14 protein-coding genes and 1 tRNA gene are annotated in these 17,878 nt (G+C 60.9%); 13 read left to right on the top strand and 2 right to left on the bottom strand.

The window, feature by feature from the left end; translation table 11 throughout:
- The first annotated feature begins 90 nt into the window (after positions 1-90).
- The 13 genes from J5M57_RS25190 (at position 91) to J5M57_RS25130 (ending at position 15,948) form a co-directional block, all read left to right on the top strand.
- Positions 91-3,837 carry an EAL domain-containing protein gene (locus tag J5M57_RS25190; RefSeq protein ID WP_207849918.1) on the top strand — a complete coding sequence of 1,249 codons (3,747 nt, stop codon included), beginning with the start codon at positions 91-93 and terminating at the stop codon, positions 3,835-3,837.
- Positions 3,838-3,852: 15 nt separating this feature from the next.
- Positions 3,853-3,929: transfer RNA gene (locus J5M57_RS25185), tRNA-Ile, on the top strand.
- A 203-nt stretch (positions 3,930-4,132) separates the two neighbouring features.
- A complete protein-coding gene (locus tag J5M57_RS25180; protein WP_207849919.1) occupies positions 4,133-4,699 on the top strand; it encodes a PBECR2 nuclease fold domain-containing protein in 567 nt (188 codons plus the stop codon).
- A 298-nt stretch (positions 4,700-4,997) separates the two neighbouring features.
- Positions 4,998-5,459 carry an Lrp/AsnC family transcriptional regulator gene (locus tag J5M57_RS25175; RefSeq protein WP_207849920.1) on the top strand — a complete coding sequence of 154 codons (462 nt, stop codon included), beginning with the start codon at positions 4,998-5,000 and terminating at the stop codon, positions 5,457-5,459.
- Positions 5,460-5,682: 223 nt separating this feature from the next.
- A complete protein-coding gene (locus tag J5M57_RS25170; RefSeq protein ID WP_207849921.1) occupies positions 5,683-7,365 on the top strand; it encodes an NAD(P)/FAD-dependent oxidoreductase in 1,683 nt (560 codons plus the stop codon).
- Positions 7,366-7,377: 12 nt separating this feature from the next.
- Positions 7,378-8,172 (top strand): carbon-nitrogen hydrolase family protein, encoded by a 795-nt coding sequence (locus tag J5M57_RS25165; RefSeq protein ID WP_169843489.1) that lies wholly within the window; start codon positions 7,378-7,380, stop codon positions 8,170-8,172.
- A 48-nt stretch (positions 8,173-8,220) separates the two neighbouring features.
- Complete coding sequence (pqqF, locus tag J5M57_RS25160; RefSeq protein WP_207849922.1) at positions 8,221-10,638, top strand: pyrroloquinoline quinone biosynthesis protein PqqF; 2,418 nt, start codon at positions 8,221-8,223, stop codon at positions 10,636-10,638.
- A gap of 168 nt (positions 10,639-10,806) precedes the next feature.
- Positions 10,807-10,881, top strand: a complete 75-nt coding sequence (gene pqqA, locus J5M57_RS25155) for a pyrroloquinoline quinone precursor peptide PqqA (protein ID WP_003444522.1) — start codon at positions 10,807-10,809, stop codon at positions 10,879-10,881.
- A gap of 81 nt (positions 10,882-10,962) precedes the next feature.
- A complete protein-coding gene (gene pqqB / locus J5M57_RS25150) occupies positions 10,963-11,874 on the top strand; it encodes a pyrroloquinoline quinone biosynthesis protein PqqB (RefSeq protein WP_169843487.1) in 912 nt (303 codons plus the stop codon).
- Positions 11,875-12,014: 140 nt separating this feature from the next.
- Positions 12,015-12,767, top strand: coding sequence for a pyrroloquinoline-quinone synthase PqqC (gene pqqC / locus J5M57_RS25145; protein WP_123469296.1), 753 nt, complete (start codon positions 12,015-12,017; stop codon positions 12,765-12,767).
- On the top strand, positions 12,764-13,039 hold the full coding sequence (gene pqqD / locus J5M57_RS25140) for a pyrroloquinoline quinone biosynthesis peptide chaperone PqqD (protein WP_207849923.1): 276 nt from the start codon (positions 12,764-12,766) through the stop codon (positions 13,037-13,039). The genes pqqC and pqqD overlap by 4 nt, the downstream gene beginning before the upstream one ends.
- Complete coding sequence (pqqE, locus tag J5M57_RS25135) at positions 13,011-14,171, top strand: pyrroloquinoline quinone biosynthesis protein PqqE (RefSeq protein WP_207849924.1); 1,161 nt, start codon at positions 13,011-13,013, stop codon at positions 14,169-14,171. The genes pqqD and pqqE overlap by 29 nt, the downstream gene beginning before the upstream one ends.
- A complete protein-coding gene (locus tag J5M57_RS25130; RefSeq protein WP_207849925.1) occupies positions 14,137-15,948 on the top strand; it encodes a S9 family peptidase in 1,812 nt (603 codons plus the stop codon). The genes pqqE and J5M57_RS25130 overlap by 35 nt, the downstream gene beginning before the upstream one ends.
- Before the next feature lie 133 nt (positions 15,949-16,081).
- On the opposite strand, the gene J5M57_RS25125 is transcribed toward J5M57_RS25130, so the two are convergent.
- Positions 16,082-16,240, bottom strand: coding sequence for a YqaE/Pmp3 family membrane protein (locus J5M57_RS25125; protein WP_003228885.1), 159 nt, complete (start codon positions 16,238-16,240; stop codon positions 16,082-16,084).
- 195 nt (positions 16,241-16,435) lie between these two features.
- Entirely contained in the window at positions 16,436-17,719 is a 1,284-nt protein-coding gene (locus tag J5M57_RS25120; RefSeq protein WP_207849926.1) for an aminotransferase class III-fold pyridoxal phosphate-dependent enzyme, read from the bottom strand.
- Positions 17,720-17,878: the final 159 nt, after the last annotated feature.

Raw genomic sequence — 17,878 nt, 5'->3', positions numbered from 1 at the left:
TTACAGCAGATTAAATCCCTCGCAACGCCCCTCCCCCGCATACCCCGTCTACACTCGAAACAATGAATCCCGTGCCCTAACGAGACGGTTATGCCCAGACTGGCGCCCGTGCTTTTCTTGCTGTCACTGATGATCTGGACCGCAACGGCTAACGCGCTGACTCTGACCGATGAAGAACGTAGCTGGCTCGCGGCTCACCCGGACTTGCGCCTGGGTGTCGATGCTTCGTGGCCGCCGTTCGAGTTCCGCGATGAACAGAACCGCTATCAAGGCCTCGCCGCTGATTACATTGACGTGATCCGCCAGCGCCTGGCGGTCAAACTCACCCCGATCGAGCCGTCGAGCTGGACCGAAGTGCTGGCGCAGGTAAAAAACGGCAAAATCGACCTGCTGCCGGGGATCATGTCCACGCCCGAGCGCCAGAACTACCTCTCGTTCACCCGTCCCTATCTCGATTTCCCGATCGTGATCCTCGCCCATATCGGCGGTGCACAACCGCGCAAAATCGAAGACCTGTACGGCCTGAAGATCGCCGTAGTGGAGAATTACGCCCCCCACGAACTCCTGCGCACCCACCATCCCGACCTGAACCTGGTGGCCATGCCCAATGTCAGCTCGGCCTTGCAGGCCTTGGCTACGGATGAAGTAGACGCCGTGGTCGGCGATCTCGCCTCCAGCGTCTGGAGTCTTCGCCAGCTCAAGCTCGACGGCTTGTACGTGAGCGGCGAAACCCCGTACCGCTATCAGTTGGCGATGGCTGTGCCGCGTGACAACAAGATGCTGGTGGGCATTCTGGATAAAGTCCTGGCGGACATGAGTCCGGAGGAAATCAGCAGCATTCAGGAGCATTGGGTCGGCAATGTCCTGGACCATCGAACCTTCTGGTCAGACCTGCTGATCTACGGCCTGCCGGGCCTGGTATTGCTGATAATCATCCTCGCGGTGGTCATTCGCATCAACCGCCGCTTGAGCTCGGAAATCGCTCGGCGCGTTGACCTCGAACAGGAACTGCGCAGCAGCGAATACCACTACCGCGGCCTGGTCGAAAGCCTGTCGGCCATTGCCTGGGAAGCGCGCATGAGCGACTTCACCTACAGCTACGTGTCGCCCCATGCCGAAGACCTGCTCGGTTATCCACAGGCGCATTGGCTGATCCCCGGGTTCTGGCGCAACATCATCCACCCCGCCGACCTGACCCGCGCCCAGGCCATTTGCGATGACGCGGTGCGTGAGGGGCGCGATCACACTCTCGACTATCGGGTCATCACCGCAGACGGGCGCTGCCTGTGGGTGCGCGACATCGTCAGCCTGATAGAACACGGGCATGAACCGGTGATGCGCGGGCTGATGATCGACATCAGCGAAACCAAGCGCACCGAGGAAGCGTTGCGGCTGTCGGAGCAGAAGTTCGCTTCGGTGTTCCAGCAATGCCCGGACATTCTGGTGATCGCGCGGCTGTCGGATGGCTGCCTGCTGGAGGTCAACGAAGCCTTTGAAGAACAGATCGGACTCAAGGCCGAGGATGTCGTCGGCCAGACCGCCACCGAACTCAACATCTGGGGCATTCCCGGGGTCGGGCCGGGACTGCTCCAGCGCTTGCAGGCCGGCAGTATCCGTAACCTGGAAATGCCCTTTCGCCGCAACAACGGCCAGGTGTTTACCGGTCTGATCTCTGCCGAACCGTTCGACCTCGACACCACCCCGGCGCTGGTGGTGGTGGTGCGTGACATCACCCAGCTCAAAGAAACCCAGCAGCAACTGCAAACCTCCGAGGAGAAATTCGCCAAGGCGTTCCATGCCTCACCGGACGGCTTGTTGCTGTCACGCCAGAGCGATGGCCTGCTGCTGGAGGTCAACGAAGGTTTCAGCCGTATCACCGGGTTCAACAGCGCGATGTCCGTAGACCGTTCGGCGCTGGACCTGGGGATCTGGGTCAACCTCAACGAACGCAAACAGATGCTCGACCTGCTGCACCGCGACGGTTTCGTCCGCGACTTTACCTGCCACATCCGCCGCAGCGACGGGCAGATCCGCCTCTGCGAAGTGTCCAGTCGACCGCTGCCGATCGGCGAAGAAGACTGCATGCTGACCATCGCCCGGGACATCACCGAGCGCCATCTGATGCAGGAAAAGCTGCAGCAAGCGGCCACCGTATTCGAAAGCACCGCCGAGGGCGTGCTGATCACCGACACCCAGCAGCACATCAGCGCGGTCAATCGGGCCTTCACCGAAATCACCGGCTACAGTGAAAGCGAAGCCCTCGGCCACACCCCGCGCCTGCTCGCCTCCGGACTGCACGACAGCGCGTTTTATGCGGCGATGTGGCACCAGTTGACCGACGAGGGCCACTGGCAGGGCGAAATTTCCAACCGGCGCAAGAACGGCGAGCTGTACCCGAGCTGGCTGACCATCAGCGCCGTGCGCAACCGCGACAGGTTCATCACCCACTTCGTCGCGGTGTTTGCCGATATCTCCAGCCTCAAGCACGCGCAGGCCAAGCTCGATTATCAGGCGCACCACGACCCGCTGACCGGCCTGCCAAATCGCACGCTGTTTGAAAGTCGCCTGCTCACGGCGCTCAACAGTCAGCAGGAAAATGGCGGTCAGGGCGCGGTGCTGTTCCTCGATCTCGACCGTTTCAAGCACATCAACGACAGCCTCGGGCACCCGGTAGGCGACCTGCTGCTCAAGGGCATCGCCGTGCGCTTGAAAGAACAATTGCGCGACATCGATACCGTCGCGCGCCTGGGCGGCGATGAATTCATCATCCTGCTGCCCGGCCTGCAACAGGCCAGCGACGCCGACCACATCGCCACCAAACTGCTCAATTGCTTCAGCGCCCCGTTCCAGGCCGGCGAACACGAGTTCTTCATCAGCGCCAGTATCGGCACCAGCCTCTACCCAAGGGACGGCTGTGACGTCGCCACCCTGGTGAAAAACGCCGACGCAGCGATGTACCGCTCCAAGGCCAAGGGCCGCAACCGCGTCGAGAGCTACACCCGCGACCTCACCGCCCAGGCCAGCGAACGGGTGGCGCTGGAGCATGAACTGCGCCGAGCCATCGAGCGCAATGAGTTGTTCCTCTACTACCAACCCAAAATCAGCCTCGACGACCATAGCCTGGTCGGCGCCGAAGCCCTGATTCGCTGGCACCATCCGACCTTCGGCGACGTGCCGCCCGAGCACTTCATCCCGCTGGCCGAAGAGAACGGCATGATCCTACAGATCGGTGACTGGGTGCTCGAGACCGCCTGCCGGCAGATGTTCGAGTGGAACCAGATCTACGACAGCCTCGGTCCTTTGTCGGTCAACCTCGCGGGCGCACAACTGCGCCAGCCGAACCTGCTCGGGCGCATCGAACAACTGCTCAGGGAAAACCGTCTGCAGCCGGATTTGCTGCAACTGGAAATTACCGAAAACTTCATCATGAGCCAGGCCGAAGAAGCGCTGGCGGTGCTGCATCAGCTCAAACACCTGGGTGTGCAACTGGCGATCGACGACTTCGGCACCGGCTACTCCTCGCTCAGCTACCTCAAGCGCCTGCCGCTGGACATCCTCAAGATCGACCAGTCGTTCGTCCGCGGCCTGCCGGACGATCCCCACGACGCGGCCATTGTGCGGGCAATCATCGCGCTCGGCCGGAGCATGCAATTCACCGTGATTGCCGAAGGCGTGGAAACCCAGGCCCAACAACAATTCCTCGCCGCCGAGGGCTGCGAACAGATCCAGGGCTACATCGTCAGCCTGCCACTGCCGCCAGAAGAATTCGCCGCGACATTTCTTCATATAACCGTATCGGATTATTCGGATAGCACAGCCGCCAAACCGTCGCTATAATCCGCGACCTACTGAGGGCCTATAGCTCAGTTGGTTAGAGCAGAGGACTCATAATCCTTTGGTCCACGGTTCAAGTCCGTGTGGGCCCACCAAATTTGAAAGCCGCGCTACATGCGCGGCTTTTTCTTGGGCGATCGGTTGAGAGGACAAGTCTTTGCGAGCGCAATGTTCAGAAGACTTCCCCGGAGGCTGTAGGCAAGTTCCGAAGCTGTGTTATCTCAACTCCCCGCATATTGTTGAGCGTTTCTCCCGACGAGTAATCTCCGGACGCTACCGCCCGCTCAGGATTATTTTCATGCTCGTGAATGCTGCGCCACTGATAAAGGAAGCAGCCGATCAACAAACCTGGATCGACCTTGCTCTACCCGACCTGAGAACGTTATCGCGAGAGCTTCGGTCAGCCGCAATAGAAGAAATAAAAAGGGCTGACGACGCAGAAGGCGCCCTCAAAATCCTCTTGGATCACTTCGGGTTTTTCGACGACTCCGTATTGGCGGTTACCATCCTCACGCCCATTGGGAATGTTGCAGTTATGAGAGACAAACTGGCGCACATCGTCGAGAAACGTCCAGACTCCCGAGAACGCTATGTCCGACATGCCATTGATACACTGACGGGGCCTTTCGAAGTATGGAAAGTCCTTTACGATAACGGCGGATACCGAATGGCATTCATCAATGCGTATGAGGCAAAAAATGACATGCTTGTCGTGGTCGATGTGCGAAACGGGCACGTCCTCTGGAACTTTATGCATGCTCCGGCAAGAGCCATGAACAAGCACCGCCAAGGCGACCTTTTGTACAAGCGATACATTCTTGAAGACAAAGAAAAGGGCAGCCATTTGGCTGCCCTTGATGTTTGAATCCTGATATTTGCATCCTCAGGAAATGGGATGAAGAGGTCTCACCTTACACCGATGTTGCAGCATCGCTGAGGTACCTACGTCCGCTAATGCCCTGCAAGGCAGCAGATTTCGCGCTCTTGCTGGCATTCTTGAGAAATAGGCCAGGCAAGTCAAATCAAATATCCGATGTTTTGTTAGCGCAGGACGATAACGTCGACGCTTGGATGATCCGTTTAAACATCACCTGCAAGCGTGTCGCTGATCGTGCCTGTAACATGCATAACTCACCCGCCGCCGCGCCAATGGAGCCCACCCCTTGCCCGACAACCGCCCCCCCGCACTCGATGAAATCGATCGACAGCTAATCGCCGCCCTGCAGATCAATGCCCGCGAAAGCGTAGCCATGCTCGCCCGGCAGTTGGGCATTGCACGCACCACCGTGACTTCACGCCTGGCGCGGTTGGAAAAGGCCAAAGTGATTACCGGTTATGGCGTGCGTTTAGGGCAACGTGTGGTCGATGGTGGGTTGCAGGCGTACGTCGGGATCAAGGTGCAGCCACGTTCCGGCAAGGAAGTGTTACGCCGTTTGAGTGCGATGGCGCAGGTGCAGCAATTGTGTGCGGTGAGTGGCGAATTTGATTATGTGGCGTGGTTGCGCACCGATTCGCCGGAGCAACTGGACCAGTTACTGGATCAGATTGGCAGTGTGGACGGGGTGGAGAAGACGACGACGTCGATCATTTTGAGTAGCAAGATTGATCGGGGGCAGCCGGTTTAAGGTTGTGTCCGGACTTCTCGGGTGGATTACAGGGCCTCTTCGCGGGCAGGCTCGCCCCCCTATTTTGGTCGGTGTGTAGTTACTAATCGTCATATTGATCAGTTATTTGGCAAAACGACGACACTTTGCGTCTTATTAACGTGGTCCGTGCTCCCTAGAATGGCTGGCATCTTTTCCTATACTCAGACGCGCATTCGGCGTCGGGTCGCCAGCAAGGTCAGCCATGAACAAGAACAATCGCCATCCTGCAGACGGTAAAAAACCAGTCACCATTTTCGGTCCGGACTTTCCCTTCGCTTTCGACGACTGGATCGAACACCCGGCCGGTCTCGGCAGTATTCCTGAACACCATCATGGCGCTGAAGTGGCGATTGTCGGCGCTGGTATTGCAGGCCTGGTGGCCGCGTACGAGCTGATGAAACTCGGTTTGAAACCGGTGGTTTACGAGGCTTCGAAGCTCGGCGGACGTCTGCGTTCGCAAGCGTTCAACGGCACCGACGGCATTGTCGCGGAACTCGGTGGCATGCGTTTCCCGGTGTCCTCCACCGCGTTCTACCACTACGTCGACAAGCTCGGCCTCGAGACCAAACCGTTCCCGAACCCGCTGACGCCGGCTTCCGGCAGCACGGTGATCGACCTGGAAGGCAAAACCCATTACGCACAGAAACTGGCGGACCTTCCTGCACTGTTCCAGGAAGTGGCTGACGCCTGGGCGGATGCGCTGGAGGCCGGCTCGCAATTCTCCGATATCCAGCAAGCGATCCGCGACCGCGATGTGCCGCGCCTCAAAGAGCTGTGGAACACGCTCGTACCGCTGTGGGACGACCGCACCTTCTACGACTTCGTTGCCACTTCCAAGGCCTTCGCCAAGCTGTCGTTCCATCACCGCGAAGTGTTCGGTCAGGTCGGTTTCGGCACCGGTGGCTGGGACTCGGACTTCCCTAACTCGATGCTGGAAATCTTCCGGGTGGTGATGACCAACTGCGACGATCACCAGCACCTGGTGGTCGGCGGCGTGGAACAAGTGCCACAAGGCATCTGGCGGCATGTGCCGGAGCGTTGCGTGCACTGGCCTGAAGGCACCAGCCTGAAATCCCTGCACCGTGGTGCGCCGCGTTCCGGCGTGAAGAAAATCGCCCACGCGCCGGACGGCCGGTTCGCCGTCACCGACAACAACGGCGACACCCGTGAATACGCCGCCGTGCTGACCACCTGCCAGAGCTGGCTGCTGACCACCCAGATCGAGTGCGACGAAACCCTGTTCTCGCAGAAGATGTGGATGGCGCTGGACCGCACGCGCTACATGCAGTCGTCGAAAACCTTCGTGATGGTCGACCGGCCGTTCTGGAAGGACAAGGATCCGGAAACCGGTCGCGACCTGATGAGCATGACCCTCACCGATCGCCTGACCCGTGGCACCTACCTGTTCGACAACGGTGACGACAAGCCGGGCGTGATCTGCCTGTCGTACTCGTGGATGAGCGACGCACTGAAGATGCTGCCGCACCCAGTGGAAAAACGCGTGGAACTGGCGTTGAACGCGCTGAAGAAGATTTACCCGAAAGTCGACATCGCCGCGCGCATCATCGGCGATCCGATCACCGTGTCGTGGGAAGCCGATCCGCACTTCCTCGGTGCATTCAAAGGCGCCCTGCCCGGCCACTATCGCTACAACCAGCGCATGTACGCGCACTTCATGCAGGACGACATGCCCGCCGAGCAGCGCGGGATTTTCATCGCCGGCGACGACGTATCGTGGACCCCGGCGTGGGTCGAAGGCGCAGTGCAGACCTCGCTCAACGCGGTGTGGGGCATCATGAAGCATTTCGGCGGGTCGACACATAAAGAGAACCCGGGCCCGGGTGATGTGTTCAAAGACATCGGCCCTATCGCCTTGCCCGAGTAAGAGGAATCCCTGATGCGTGTAGCCCTTTACCAATGTCCACCGCTGCCCCTGGAGCCCGCCGCCAACCTGCATCGCCTGCACCAAGTGGCGATGGAGGCCAAGGGCGCCGACCTGCTGGTGCTGCCGGAGATGTTTCTGACCGGCTACAACATCGGCGCCGAGGCAGCCAGTACGCTGGCCGAGGTCTACAACGGTGAGTGGGCGCAACAGATCGCTCGAATCGCCAAAGCCGCCGGCCTGGCGATTGTCTACGGCTATCCGGAGCGCACCGCCGACGGGCAGATCTACAACGCCGTGCAGTTGATCGATGCGCACGGCGAGCGCCTGTGCAATTACCGCAAGACGCATCTGTTTGGTGATCTGGATCGCTCAATGTTCAGCCGGGGCGAAGACGAGTTTCCAGTGGTCGAGCTCAATGGCTGGAAGCTCGGCTTCCTGATCTGCTACGACCTGGAGTTTCCGGAGAACGCGCGGCGTCTGGCGCTGGCCGGCGCCGAGCTGATTCTGGTGCCGACGGCGAACATGATTCCGTTCGATTTCGTCGCCGACGTGACCGTGCGTTCCCGCGCCTTCGAAAACCAGTGCTACGTGGCGTACGCCAACTATTGCGGGCATGAAGGCGAGATCCACTATTGCGGGCAAAGCAGCATCGCCGCGCCGGACGGCAGTCGTGTCGCCCAGGCGGGCCTTGATGAGGCGCTGATCGTCGGTGAGCTGGATCGTCAGTTGATGGTCGATTCCCGCGCCGCCAATCGCTACCTCAGTGACCGTCGTCCCGAGCTTTACGACGCACTGAACAAGCGCTGACCCCACGCAATCCGCTAGCATTGGCACTTCACTGTTCTGGAAGTGCCCATGCCTGCGCCGACTCACCCCCGCCCTCACACTGAAATTCTGGCCAACGGCTTGCGCGTGACCCTGCGTCATGTGCCCGGCTTGAAGCGCAGCGCCGCCGCGTTGCGAGTGGCCGCCGGCAGTCATGATGTGCCGCTGGAGTGGCCGGGGCTGGCGCACTTCCTTGAGCATTTACTGTTTCTCGGCACTGAGCGCTTTCCTGCCGATCAGGCACTGATGGCGTTCGTGCAAAGGCATGGCGGCCAGGTGAATGCCAGCACCCGCGAGCGCACCACTGACTTCTTCTTTGAACTGCCGACCTCGGCCTTCGGCGCCGGGCTCGAACGTCTGTCAGACATGCTCGCACACCCGCGTATGAATCCGGACGATCAGTTGCGTGAACGCGAAGTACTCGACGCGGAATTTGTCGCGTGGTCGCAGGATCCTACAGCGCAGCAGGCACTTTCCTTGTACGAGGGTTTACCAGCGACGCATCCGTTGCGTGGATTTCATGCGGGTAATCGCGACAGCCTGAAGGTCGAGCAACCGGCGTTCCAGCAGGCGTTGAAGGAGTTTCATCAGCGTTTTTATCGCAGCGGGCAAATGACCTTGAGTCTGGTCGGGCCGCAAAGCCTTGAAGTGTTGCGAACACTGGCGCAGCAGTTCGCGGCGGCGTTGCCGGTTGGGGATAACATTGCGCAAGCGACGACCCAGCCACTGCCGGCAAACAGTTATCAACAGGTCGGCGAGCAGCACTGCCATCTACTGTTTGGCTTCGAAGCACTGCCCGACGCCTCCGTCGAAGCGCTGGCGTTCCTCTGCTACTGGCTGAACAACGCCAAGCCCGGCGGCCTGCTCGCCCATCTGCAACAACAGAATCTCGCGCACAGCCTGAAAGCCACGCCGCTGTACCAGTTTGCCGGACAAGCCTTGCTGCACCTGCAATTCAGCGCCGCCGGCGAATCCCTGAACGCCCTTCGCGAACAGGTGCTGGATTGGCTGAGCTTCTTCGCCGCGCAGCAGGACTGGAAAGCGTTGCGCGAGGAGTACGCCAAGCTGCTGGAGCGTCAGCAACAGATCAGCGGCGCACTGCAACTGGCACGGCTCGATAGCGAACGCCACGAACACGGCTTGTCGGAAAACGGCGTCGTCGCGCTCAGACAGATCCTGCGCGACATCGGCGTTGTGGGTAACTTCAGCGCGCACTGGCAGCTACCCGCCGCCAACCCCTTCCTCGGCTCCAGCGAACCTTTGGCCAATGCCGGGTTGATTCGCGGTCAAACCAGCGCCCACCGAGGCCTGCGCACGTTCGCTCAGGATCGTTCACGCAGCCGCCGCGAACGCTCACCGATGCAATTCAGCCAGGCTTTGGCGGACACCACTGCTGAAGGGGCGATTTACCTGCGCTGGCAACTGGAAGCGGCGGCAACGGCCGATCTGCACGGGAAGCTGCAACGCAGTCTGCGGGAAACCCAAGAGGACGCGCGTCAGGCCGGGGTCGAGTTGTCATTCAGTGCCAGCGGGACTCAATGGCTGCTGAAACTGACCGGTCTGCAGGAACCCATGCCCAGCGTCCTGGAGCATGCGCTGAAATGTCTGACGCAAGTTGATGCCGATTCTGCGAGCCCAGAGCCAGAAGCCCCGCTGATACCGATCCGCCAGTTACTCAAGGCATTGCCTGAACACTGCCTGCCAACGGCGGCGCGTTCGGACGACGTCAAACAACTGTGGACAACTTCCCGTTGGGACGGACTCGCCCTTGGCTTGAGCGCACAGACCCAATCTGCCATGGGCCTGGCCCTGAGCCGGATCCCCGGGGTCCCGGACAATCACCTCCCCGTCCAGCCAGCGAGTGACGCTCGACAAATCTGGAGCCACATCGACACCGACTCCAGCGAACATGCGCTGCTGCTGTTCTGTCCGACCGCGAGCCACGAGATCGCCGACGAAGCCGCTTGGCGTCTGCTCGCGCAGCTGTGCCAGACACCGTTCTATCAGCGTCTGCGGGTCGAATTGCAGTTGGGTTATGCAGTGTTCAGCGCCTTGCGCCAGCTGCACGGCCAGAGCGGACTGCTGTTTGGCGTGCAGTCGCCCAACGCCGCGCCCGAGGCGTTGCTCAAGCATATTCAACAGTTCCTCGCCAGCGCTCCGGAGCTGATCGAAAGCCTGGACGACCACAGCTTCAACCAGTTGCGCCAGTCACTCGTGGAGCAATTCGACGAGAGCAATCTGTCCGTCAGGGACGCCGCCGAGCTGCTGTGGCAGGCCAAGCTCGCCGGCCACTCGTCGGATTATCTGGCGCAATTGATCGCAGCCATTGCGCAACTGCAGCGTCCGGCACTGCTGGCGGCCGCGCAACGCTTGATCAACGCCGAGGCCGGCTGGCACTGTCTGGCCAGCAGCGTGTCACCGGGCGCACCGTGGCAAGCGGGAAAATGATCATTACGCAGGCTGCAAGGAGCTTTCTCAAAGATTCACGGGCAATCACCTGGAAATTTTGAGTAACATAGCAGCCTAACTATTTGGAACATCCCTGCGCTGCCGTGGACTATAACTATGGACAGCGCTATCCCACCCACCGCGTCACCCACTTGAAGGAGTCACCTCATGGCTTGGACCAAACCGGCTTACACCGACCTGCGTATCGGCTTCGAAGTCACCATGTACTTCGCCAGCCGCTGAGTTCTGCCTACGCAGACTTGCAGTGCAACGCCTCGGCTCGCCGAGGCGTTTTATTTTCAGCGTTGAAAGATGGGAGCGTTCATGTTCGTCCAGATTCTGGGTTCGGCCGCCGGTGGCGGATTTCCGCAGTGGAACTGCAACTGCGTCAATTGCGCAGGCTTTCGCGACGGCAGCCTGAATGCCAAGGCCCGCACCCAGTCGTCCATCGCGATTTCCGATGATGGCGTGAACTGGGTGCTGTGCAACGCCTCGCCGGACATCCGCGCGCAACTGCAGAGTTTCGCCCCGATGCAACCGGGTCGCGCCCTGCGTGACACCGGCATCAGCGCGATCATTCTGATGGACAGCCAGATCGACCACACCACCGGCCTGCTCAGCCTGCGCGAAGGCTGCCCGCATCAGGTGTGGTGCACGGACATGGTTCACGAAGACCTGAGCACCGGCTTCCCGCTGTTCAAGATGCTCACCCACTGGAACGGCGGCTTGGACTGGAATCGCATCGAGCTCGACCAGAGCTTCACCGTCGCCGCCTGCCCGAACCTGCGCTTCACCCCGCTGCCGTTGCGTAGCGCCGCGCCGCCGTATTCGCCGCACCGCTTCGACCCGCACCCGGGCGACAACATCGGCCTGATCGTCGAAGACCTCAACACCGGCGGCAAACTGTTTTACGCCCCGGGCCTGGGCAAGGTCGACGCGCCGCTGCTGGAGATCATGGCCGGCAGCGATTGCTTGCTGGTGGACGGTACGCTGTGGGACGACGATGAAATGCAGCGCCGTGGCGTCGGCACCCGCACCGGTCGCGAGATGGGCCACTTGGCGCAGAACGGCCCCGGCGGCATGCTCGAAGTGCTGGAACAGTTGCCCGAACAGCGCAAGGTGCTTATCCACATCAACAACACCAACCCGATTCTCGATGAGGATTCGGCTGAGCGCGCGGAACTGGCGCGGCGTAATGTTGAAGTGGCGTTTGATGGCATGAGTATCGTGCTGTAAGCATTTGAGACCGCTGCGCGGTCTATCGCGAGCAGGCTCACTCCTACATTGGAATGCGATCACCTGTAGGAGTGAGCCTGCTCGCGATAAGGCCGGCACAGACACCAGATATTTCTAGGGTTGTTCCCCGGAGAACCGCAATGACTGACACGCCTATGTCCCCCAGCGAATTCGAAGCGGCCCTGCGCGCCAAGGGCGCCTACTACCACATCTACCATCCGTATCACGTGGCGATGTATGAAGGCCGCGCCACCCGCGAGCAGATTCAGGGCTGGGTCGCCAACCGCTTCTACTATCAGGTGAACATCCCCCTGAAAGACGCGGCGATTCTCGCCAATTGCCCGGATCGCGAAATCCGCCGCGAGTGGATTCAACGCCTGCTCGACCACGACGGCGCTCCCGGTGAAGACGGCGGCATCGAAGCCTGGCTGCGCCTTGGGCAAGCGGTCGGTCTCGACCCGGATCAACTGCGCTCTCAGGAGCTGGTGCTGCCCGGGGTGCGTTTCGCCGTCGATGCCTACGTCAACTTCGCCCGCCGCGCCAGTTGGCAGGAAGCCGCCAGCAGCTCGCTGACTGAACTGTTCGCGCCGCAGATCCACCAGTCGCGCCTCGACAGCTGGCCGCAGCATTACCCGTGGATCGACCCGGCCGGTTACGAATATTTCCGTACCCGCCTCGGTCAGGCGCGGCGCGATGTCGAGCATGGTCTGGCGATCACGCTCGAGCACTACAAGACCCGTGAGGGTCAGGAGCGCATGCTGGAAATTCTCCAGTTCAAACTGGACATTCTTTGGAGCATGCTCGATGCCATGAGCATGGCTTACGAACTGAACCGCCCGCCGTATCACAGCGTCACCGAGCAACGGGTCTGGCACAAAGGAATCACCCTATGAGTTTCGACCGCAGCAAGACCCCGACCTGGCGTCCCGGCTATCGTTTCCAGTACGAACCGGCGCAAAAAGGCCACGTGCTGCTCTACCCCGAGGGCATGATCAAGCTCAACGACAGCGCCGGGCTGATCGGCGGTTTGATCGACGGTGAACGCGATGTCGCGGCAATCATCGCCAAACTCGATGAACAGTTCCCCGGCGTGCCTGAGCTCGGTGACGACATCGAGCAATTCATGGAGGTTGCCCGTGCGCAGCACTGGATCACCCTTGACTGATCTGCCGCCCAAGCCTGAGGTCGGCCTGCCGCTGTGGCTGCTCGCCGAGCTGACTTACCGCTGCCCGCTGCAATGCCCGTACTGCTCCAATCCGCTGGATTTCGCCGAGCAGGGCAAAGAGCTGAGCACCGAGCAGTGGATCAAGGTATTCCGCGAAGCGCGGGAGATGGGCGCGGCGCAGTTGGGCTTTTCCGGTGGCGAGCCACTGGTGCGCCAGGACCTCGCCGAGCTGATAGCTGAAGCGCGAAAATTGGGGTTTTACACCAACCTGATCACCTCCGGCATCGGCCTGACCGAGCAGAAAATCAGCGACTTCAAGAAGGCCGGTCTCGATCACATCCAGATCAGTTTCCAGGCCAGTGACGAGCAAGTGAATAACCTGCTCGCCGGCTCGAAAAAAGCCTTCGCGCAGAAGCTGGAAATGGCTCGTGCGGTGAAGGCCCACGGCTATCCGATGGTGCTGAACTTCGTCACCCACCGGCACAACATCGACAAGATCGACCGCATCATCGAGCTGTGCATCGCGCTGGAGGCCGACTTCGTCGAACTCGCCACCTGCCAGTTCTACGGCTGGGCGCAGCTCAATCGTGTCGGCCTGTTGCCGACCAAAGAGCAACTGGTGCGCGCCGAGCGCATCACCAACGAATACCGCGCCAAGCTGGAAGCCGAAGGGCATCCATGCAAGCTGATTTTCGTCACCCCGGATTACTACGAAGAACGCCCGAAAGCCTGCATGAACGGCTGGGGCAGCCTGTTTCTGACGGTCACCCCGGACGGCACCGCCCTGCCCTGTCATGGCGCCCGACAACTGCCGGTACAATTTCCCAACGTGCGCGACCACAGCATGCAGCACATCTGGTACGACTCGTTCGGCTTCAACCGTTTTCGCGGTTACGACTGGATGCCCGAGCCGTGCCGCTCCTGCGACGAGAAGGAACAGGACTTCGGCGGCTGCCGCTGCCAAGCCTTCATGCTCACAGGTGACGCGAGCAATGCCGACCCGGTGTGCAGCAAATCCGAACATCACGGCGTGATCCTCAAGGCCCGCGAAGAAGCCGAGCACGCTACCCAGACCATCGAACAACTGGCCTTCCGTAATGAACGAAACTCACGCCTCATCGCCAAGGGCTGAGCCTTTCAGCGCCACCCAGGCCGTCGCCGCCGGCATGGATTTCGCCGAGCTGCAGCTCGGCGCCCACGGTGTGTTCTGGAATGAATATCGCCCGGAAGATGCCGCGTGCCGGATCTGGCAGTGGCGCGACGGCGTGGCGAAATGCCTGACGCCGAAGGGCTTCAGTGTGCGCAGCCGGGTGTACGAATATGGCGGCGGGGCGTTCTGTCTGACGCCGGACGGGGTGGTTTTCGTCAATGAGACAGACCAGCAGCTGTACCGACAGACGCTGGATGGCGCGCCTGAGGCGCTGACGTCAGGCGAGTGCCGTTATGGCGATCTGCATTTTGCTGGCGGCCAGGTTCTGGCGGTTGAGGAACAGCAAGATCAGCATCGGCTGGTAGCGCTTGATCTGGCTGACGGCACCCGGCATGTCTTGGCTGAGGGCGCGGATTTTTATGCCTCCCCCACCATCAGCCCGGATGGTCGACGTTTGGCGTGGATCGAGTGGAGCCGCCCGCATCAGCCGTGGACCTCAACGCGTTTGATGGTGGCTGAACGCCTGGCCGAGGATGCATTCAGTTCACCGCGATGCGTGGCTGGCGCCGAGGGTGAAGAGTCCATCCAGCAACCGCGATTCGATGCCGGAAATCGCCTGCATTGCCTGACCGATCGCGGTGGATTCTGGCAGCCGTGGGTAGAAACCTCCGACGGCTTAAGACCATTGCCAGCGGCGCAGGCCGATCATGCGCCGGCGCCGTGGCAACTGGGCGGTTGCACTTGGCTCCCGGTCGAGGATTCGTTACTGGCGAGTTGGACCGAGGGCGGTTTTGGCCGCCTGATGCTCGGCGGCGAAGACTTCACTGGCGACTACAGCCGCTTCCGCCATCTGGCGCTGGATCAGCAATTCATCTACTGCATCGCTGCCTCGCCGATCAGCCCTTCAGCGGTGATCGCGATTGATCGCGCTACCCGCAAAGTGCAGGTGCTGGCCGGTGGTGTGGCGCCCTTGCCCGCCGAACGCATCAGCCGTCCGCAAACCCTGCGCTATCCGAGCGGCACGGGCGAGGCCCATGGCTTTTTCTACGCGGCCATGAATGACGAAGCCAGACCACCGCTGGTGGTATTCATCCACGGCGGCCCGACCTCGGCCTGCTACCCGATGCTCGACCCGCGCATCCAGTACTGGACGCAACGCGGTTTCGCCGTCGCCGACCTCAACTATCGCGGCAGCAGCGGTTATGGCCGCGAGTATCGCCAGGCTTTGCACCTGAGCTGGGGCGAGGTGGATGTCGAGGACGCCTGCGCGGTGGTGGCATACCTGGCCGGACAAGGCTTGATCGATGGCGAGCGCGCCTTCATCCGTGGCGGCAGCGCCGGGGGTTACACCACGTTGTGCGCACTGGCGTTTCACCAGGTGTTCCGCGCCGGCGCCAGTTTGTATGGCGTCAGCGACCCGGTGGCACTGGCCCGGGCGACGCACAAGTTTGAAGGTGATTATCTGGACTGGCTGATCGGCGATCCCGAGCAGGACGCCGAGCGCTATGCGGCGCGCACGCCATTGCTGCACGCGAGCAACATTCGTGTGCCGGTGATTTTCTTTCAGGGTGAACTGGACGCCGTCGTCGTGCCGCAACAGACCCGCGACATGGTCACGGCACTGGAGCGCAATGGCATTGATGTCGAAGCGCATTACTACGCTGACGAGCGCCATGGCTTTCGCCGGGCGGTGAATCAGGCGCATGCGCTGGAGCAGGAGTGGAAGTTTTACCGGCGGGTGATGGGGTTGGCGGACTGAACACCGCATTTGCTATTCGGAATTGCGGTGTCCCAATCGCGAGCAGGCTCACTCCTACAGGATTTGTGAACGACACCGATCCTCTGTAGGAGTGAGCCTGCTCGCGATGGCTTTGTATCAGACGCCGCAATGCTCAGCGCTTGGCAATGATATACACCGCATGCACGATCCCCGGAATGTAGCCACACAGCGTCAGCAGAATATTCAACCAGAACGCCCCGCCGAACCCGACCTGCAGAAACACGCCCAGTGGCGGCAACAGAATGGCGATGATGATGCGAATGAAGTCCATGGTCAGCTCCTGAATGGGGGTTGGCTCACATGAGCCATACAAGCTAATCGACCAGCGCCATTCGTCAGGGTTCAGTGCAAACGCCATTTGATCGCCATCATCCAGGCCAAAAAAACGCCCCACGCCAAAAGAATCAGGCGTGAGGCGTGCGTTATACCGCGAGACGGTTCTTGAAATCAGGCAGGACACTTCAGCTCAAACGGCAATTCCTTTACGGCATTGCAGTTGGGCGGTGCGCACCCGCGAAAAGGCGCGGGTCAGACGCAGGAGCATTTCGTCGATGTTGGCCTTGCTCACGGTGAGCGCCGGGGTGAAGCGCAGGCAATTGGCATGCGGCGCGTTGAGCAGCAAGCCTTCGTGCAACGCGGCATTGACTACGGCATCGGCAGAATCCTCTGACAGGCTCAAGCCCCAGAACAGCCCTTGCCCGCGTAACTCGCCATGGCCGTAGCGGCGTGCCAGTCGCGCGAGGCCCTCACGCAGGTGCTGGCCGCTCTCGTTGACTTGCTGCAGAAAGGCCCGATCCTGCACGCTGTCGAGGACCACCAGACCGGCCGCAGCCATCAGCGCGTTGCCATGATGAGTGCCGCCCAACTCACCCGCATCGAAGCAGCAGGCCTTGCCCCGAGCCAGCAACGCCGCCAGCGGAACGCCGCCGCCAAGGCCCTTGCCGAGCACGACGATATCGGCGCGTACGCCGTAGGACTGTTCGGCGAGCAAGGTGCCACAGCGACCGATGCCGGTCTGCACTTCGTCAAGGATCAGCAGAATGCTCAGCTCGCGGCACAGGCGCTCGACACCCTTGAGGTAATGTTCGGTGGCCGGAATCACCCCGGCATCGCTCTGGATCGGTTCGAGCATGATCGCCACGGTGTGCGCGTCCACCGCAGCGTGCAGCGCCGGCAAGTCGTTGAATGGCACTCGATCGAAACCCGGCAGCAACGGGGCGAAGCGGTTGTGCAGGTTGCCACTGTCTGACGCGGAAATCGTCGCCAGACTACGGCCGTGGCAGCCTTGTTTGGCCACGATGATCCGTGAGGCGCCACCACGATGCAGCTGGCCCCATTTGCGCGCCAGTTTGATCGCCGCTTCACAAGCCTCACTACCGCTGTTGAGCAGGTAGGCCTGATCACTGCGAGTGCTGGCACACAGGCGCTCGGCGAGGCTGAGCATGCCGCGATTGTGCAGATTGAAACCGGGATTGATCAGCGCCTGGGCCTGCCCGGCAATGGCTTTGACCAGCGCCGAGGGGCTGTGCCCGAGACTGTTGGCGCCGCCGGCCTGGGAGAAGTCGAGGTAGGCGCGGTCATTGCTGTCCCACAACCAGGAACCCTGACCACGAACGAACACCTGCTGCGGGCGCTCGACGCTGGGCATCAGGCGGGCGGCATTCAGGCTTTCGCCTGCATCGGGAGGGCTGGCATCAAACGCGAGGTCATCGAGACTCGGCGCCTGGCGCCGCAAACTGAACAGATTCATTGAAAAAAACCTCGTTTGAGGTTTTTTGAACTGCCTATGCAAACACTGTCGAAGCAAACGCTATTCATCGCGCTCTCTGGCCCTGTAAGCCTTGTGATTGCGGTTAGACTAGGCTCACTGAAGGCTTCGGGCCATTTCGATTTACCAGCATTTTCGATA

The sequence above is a fragment of the Pseudomonas sp. 86_A genome (assembly GCF_017491705.1).
Lineage (GTDB): Bacteria > Pseudomonadota > Gammaproteobacteria > Pseudomonadales > Pseudomonadaceae > Aquipseudomonas > Aquipseudomonas koreensis.
Note: the sequence above shows the minus strand (reverse complement) of the source record. Positions and strands in the feature narration are given on the sequence as shown.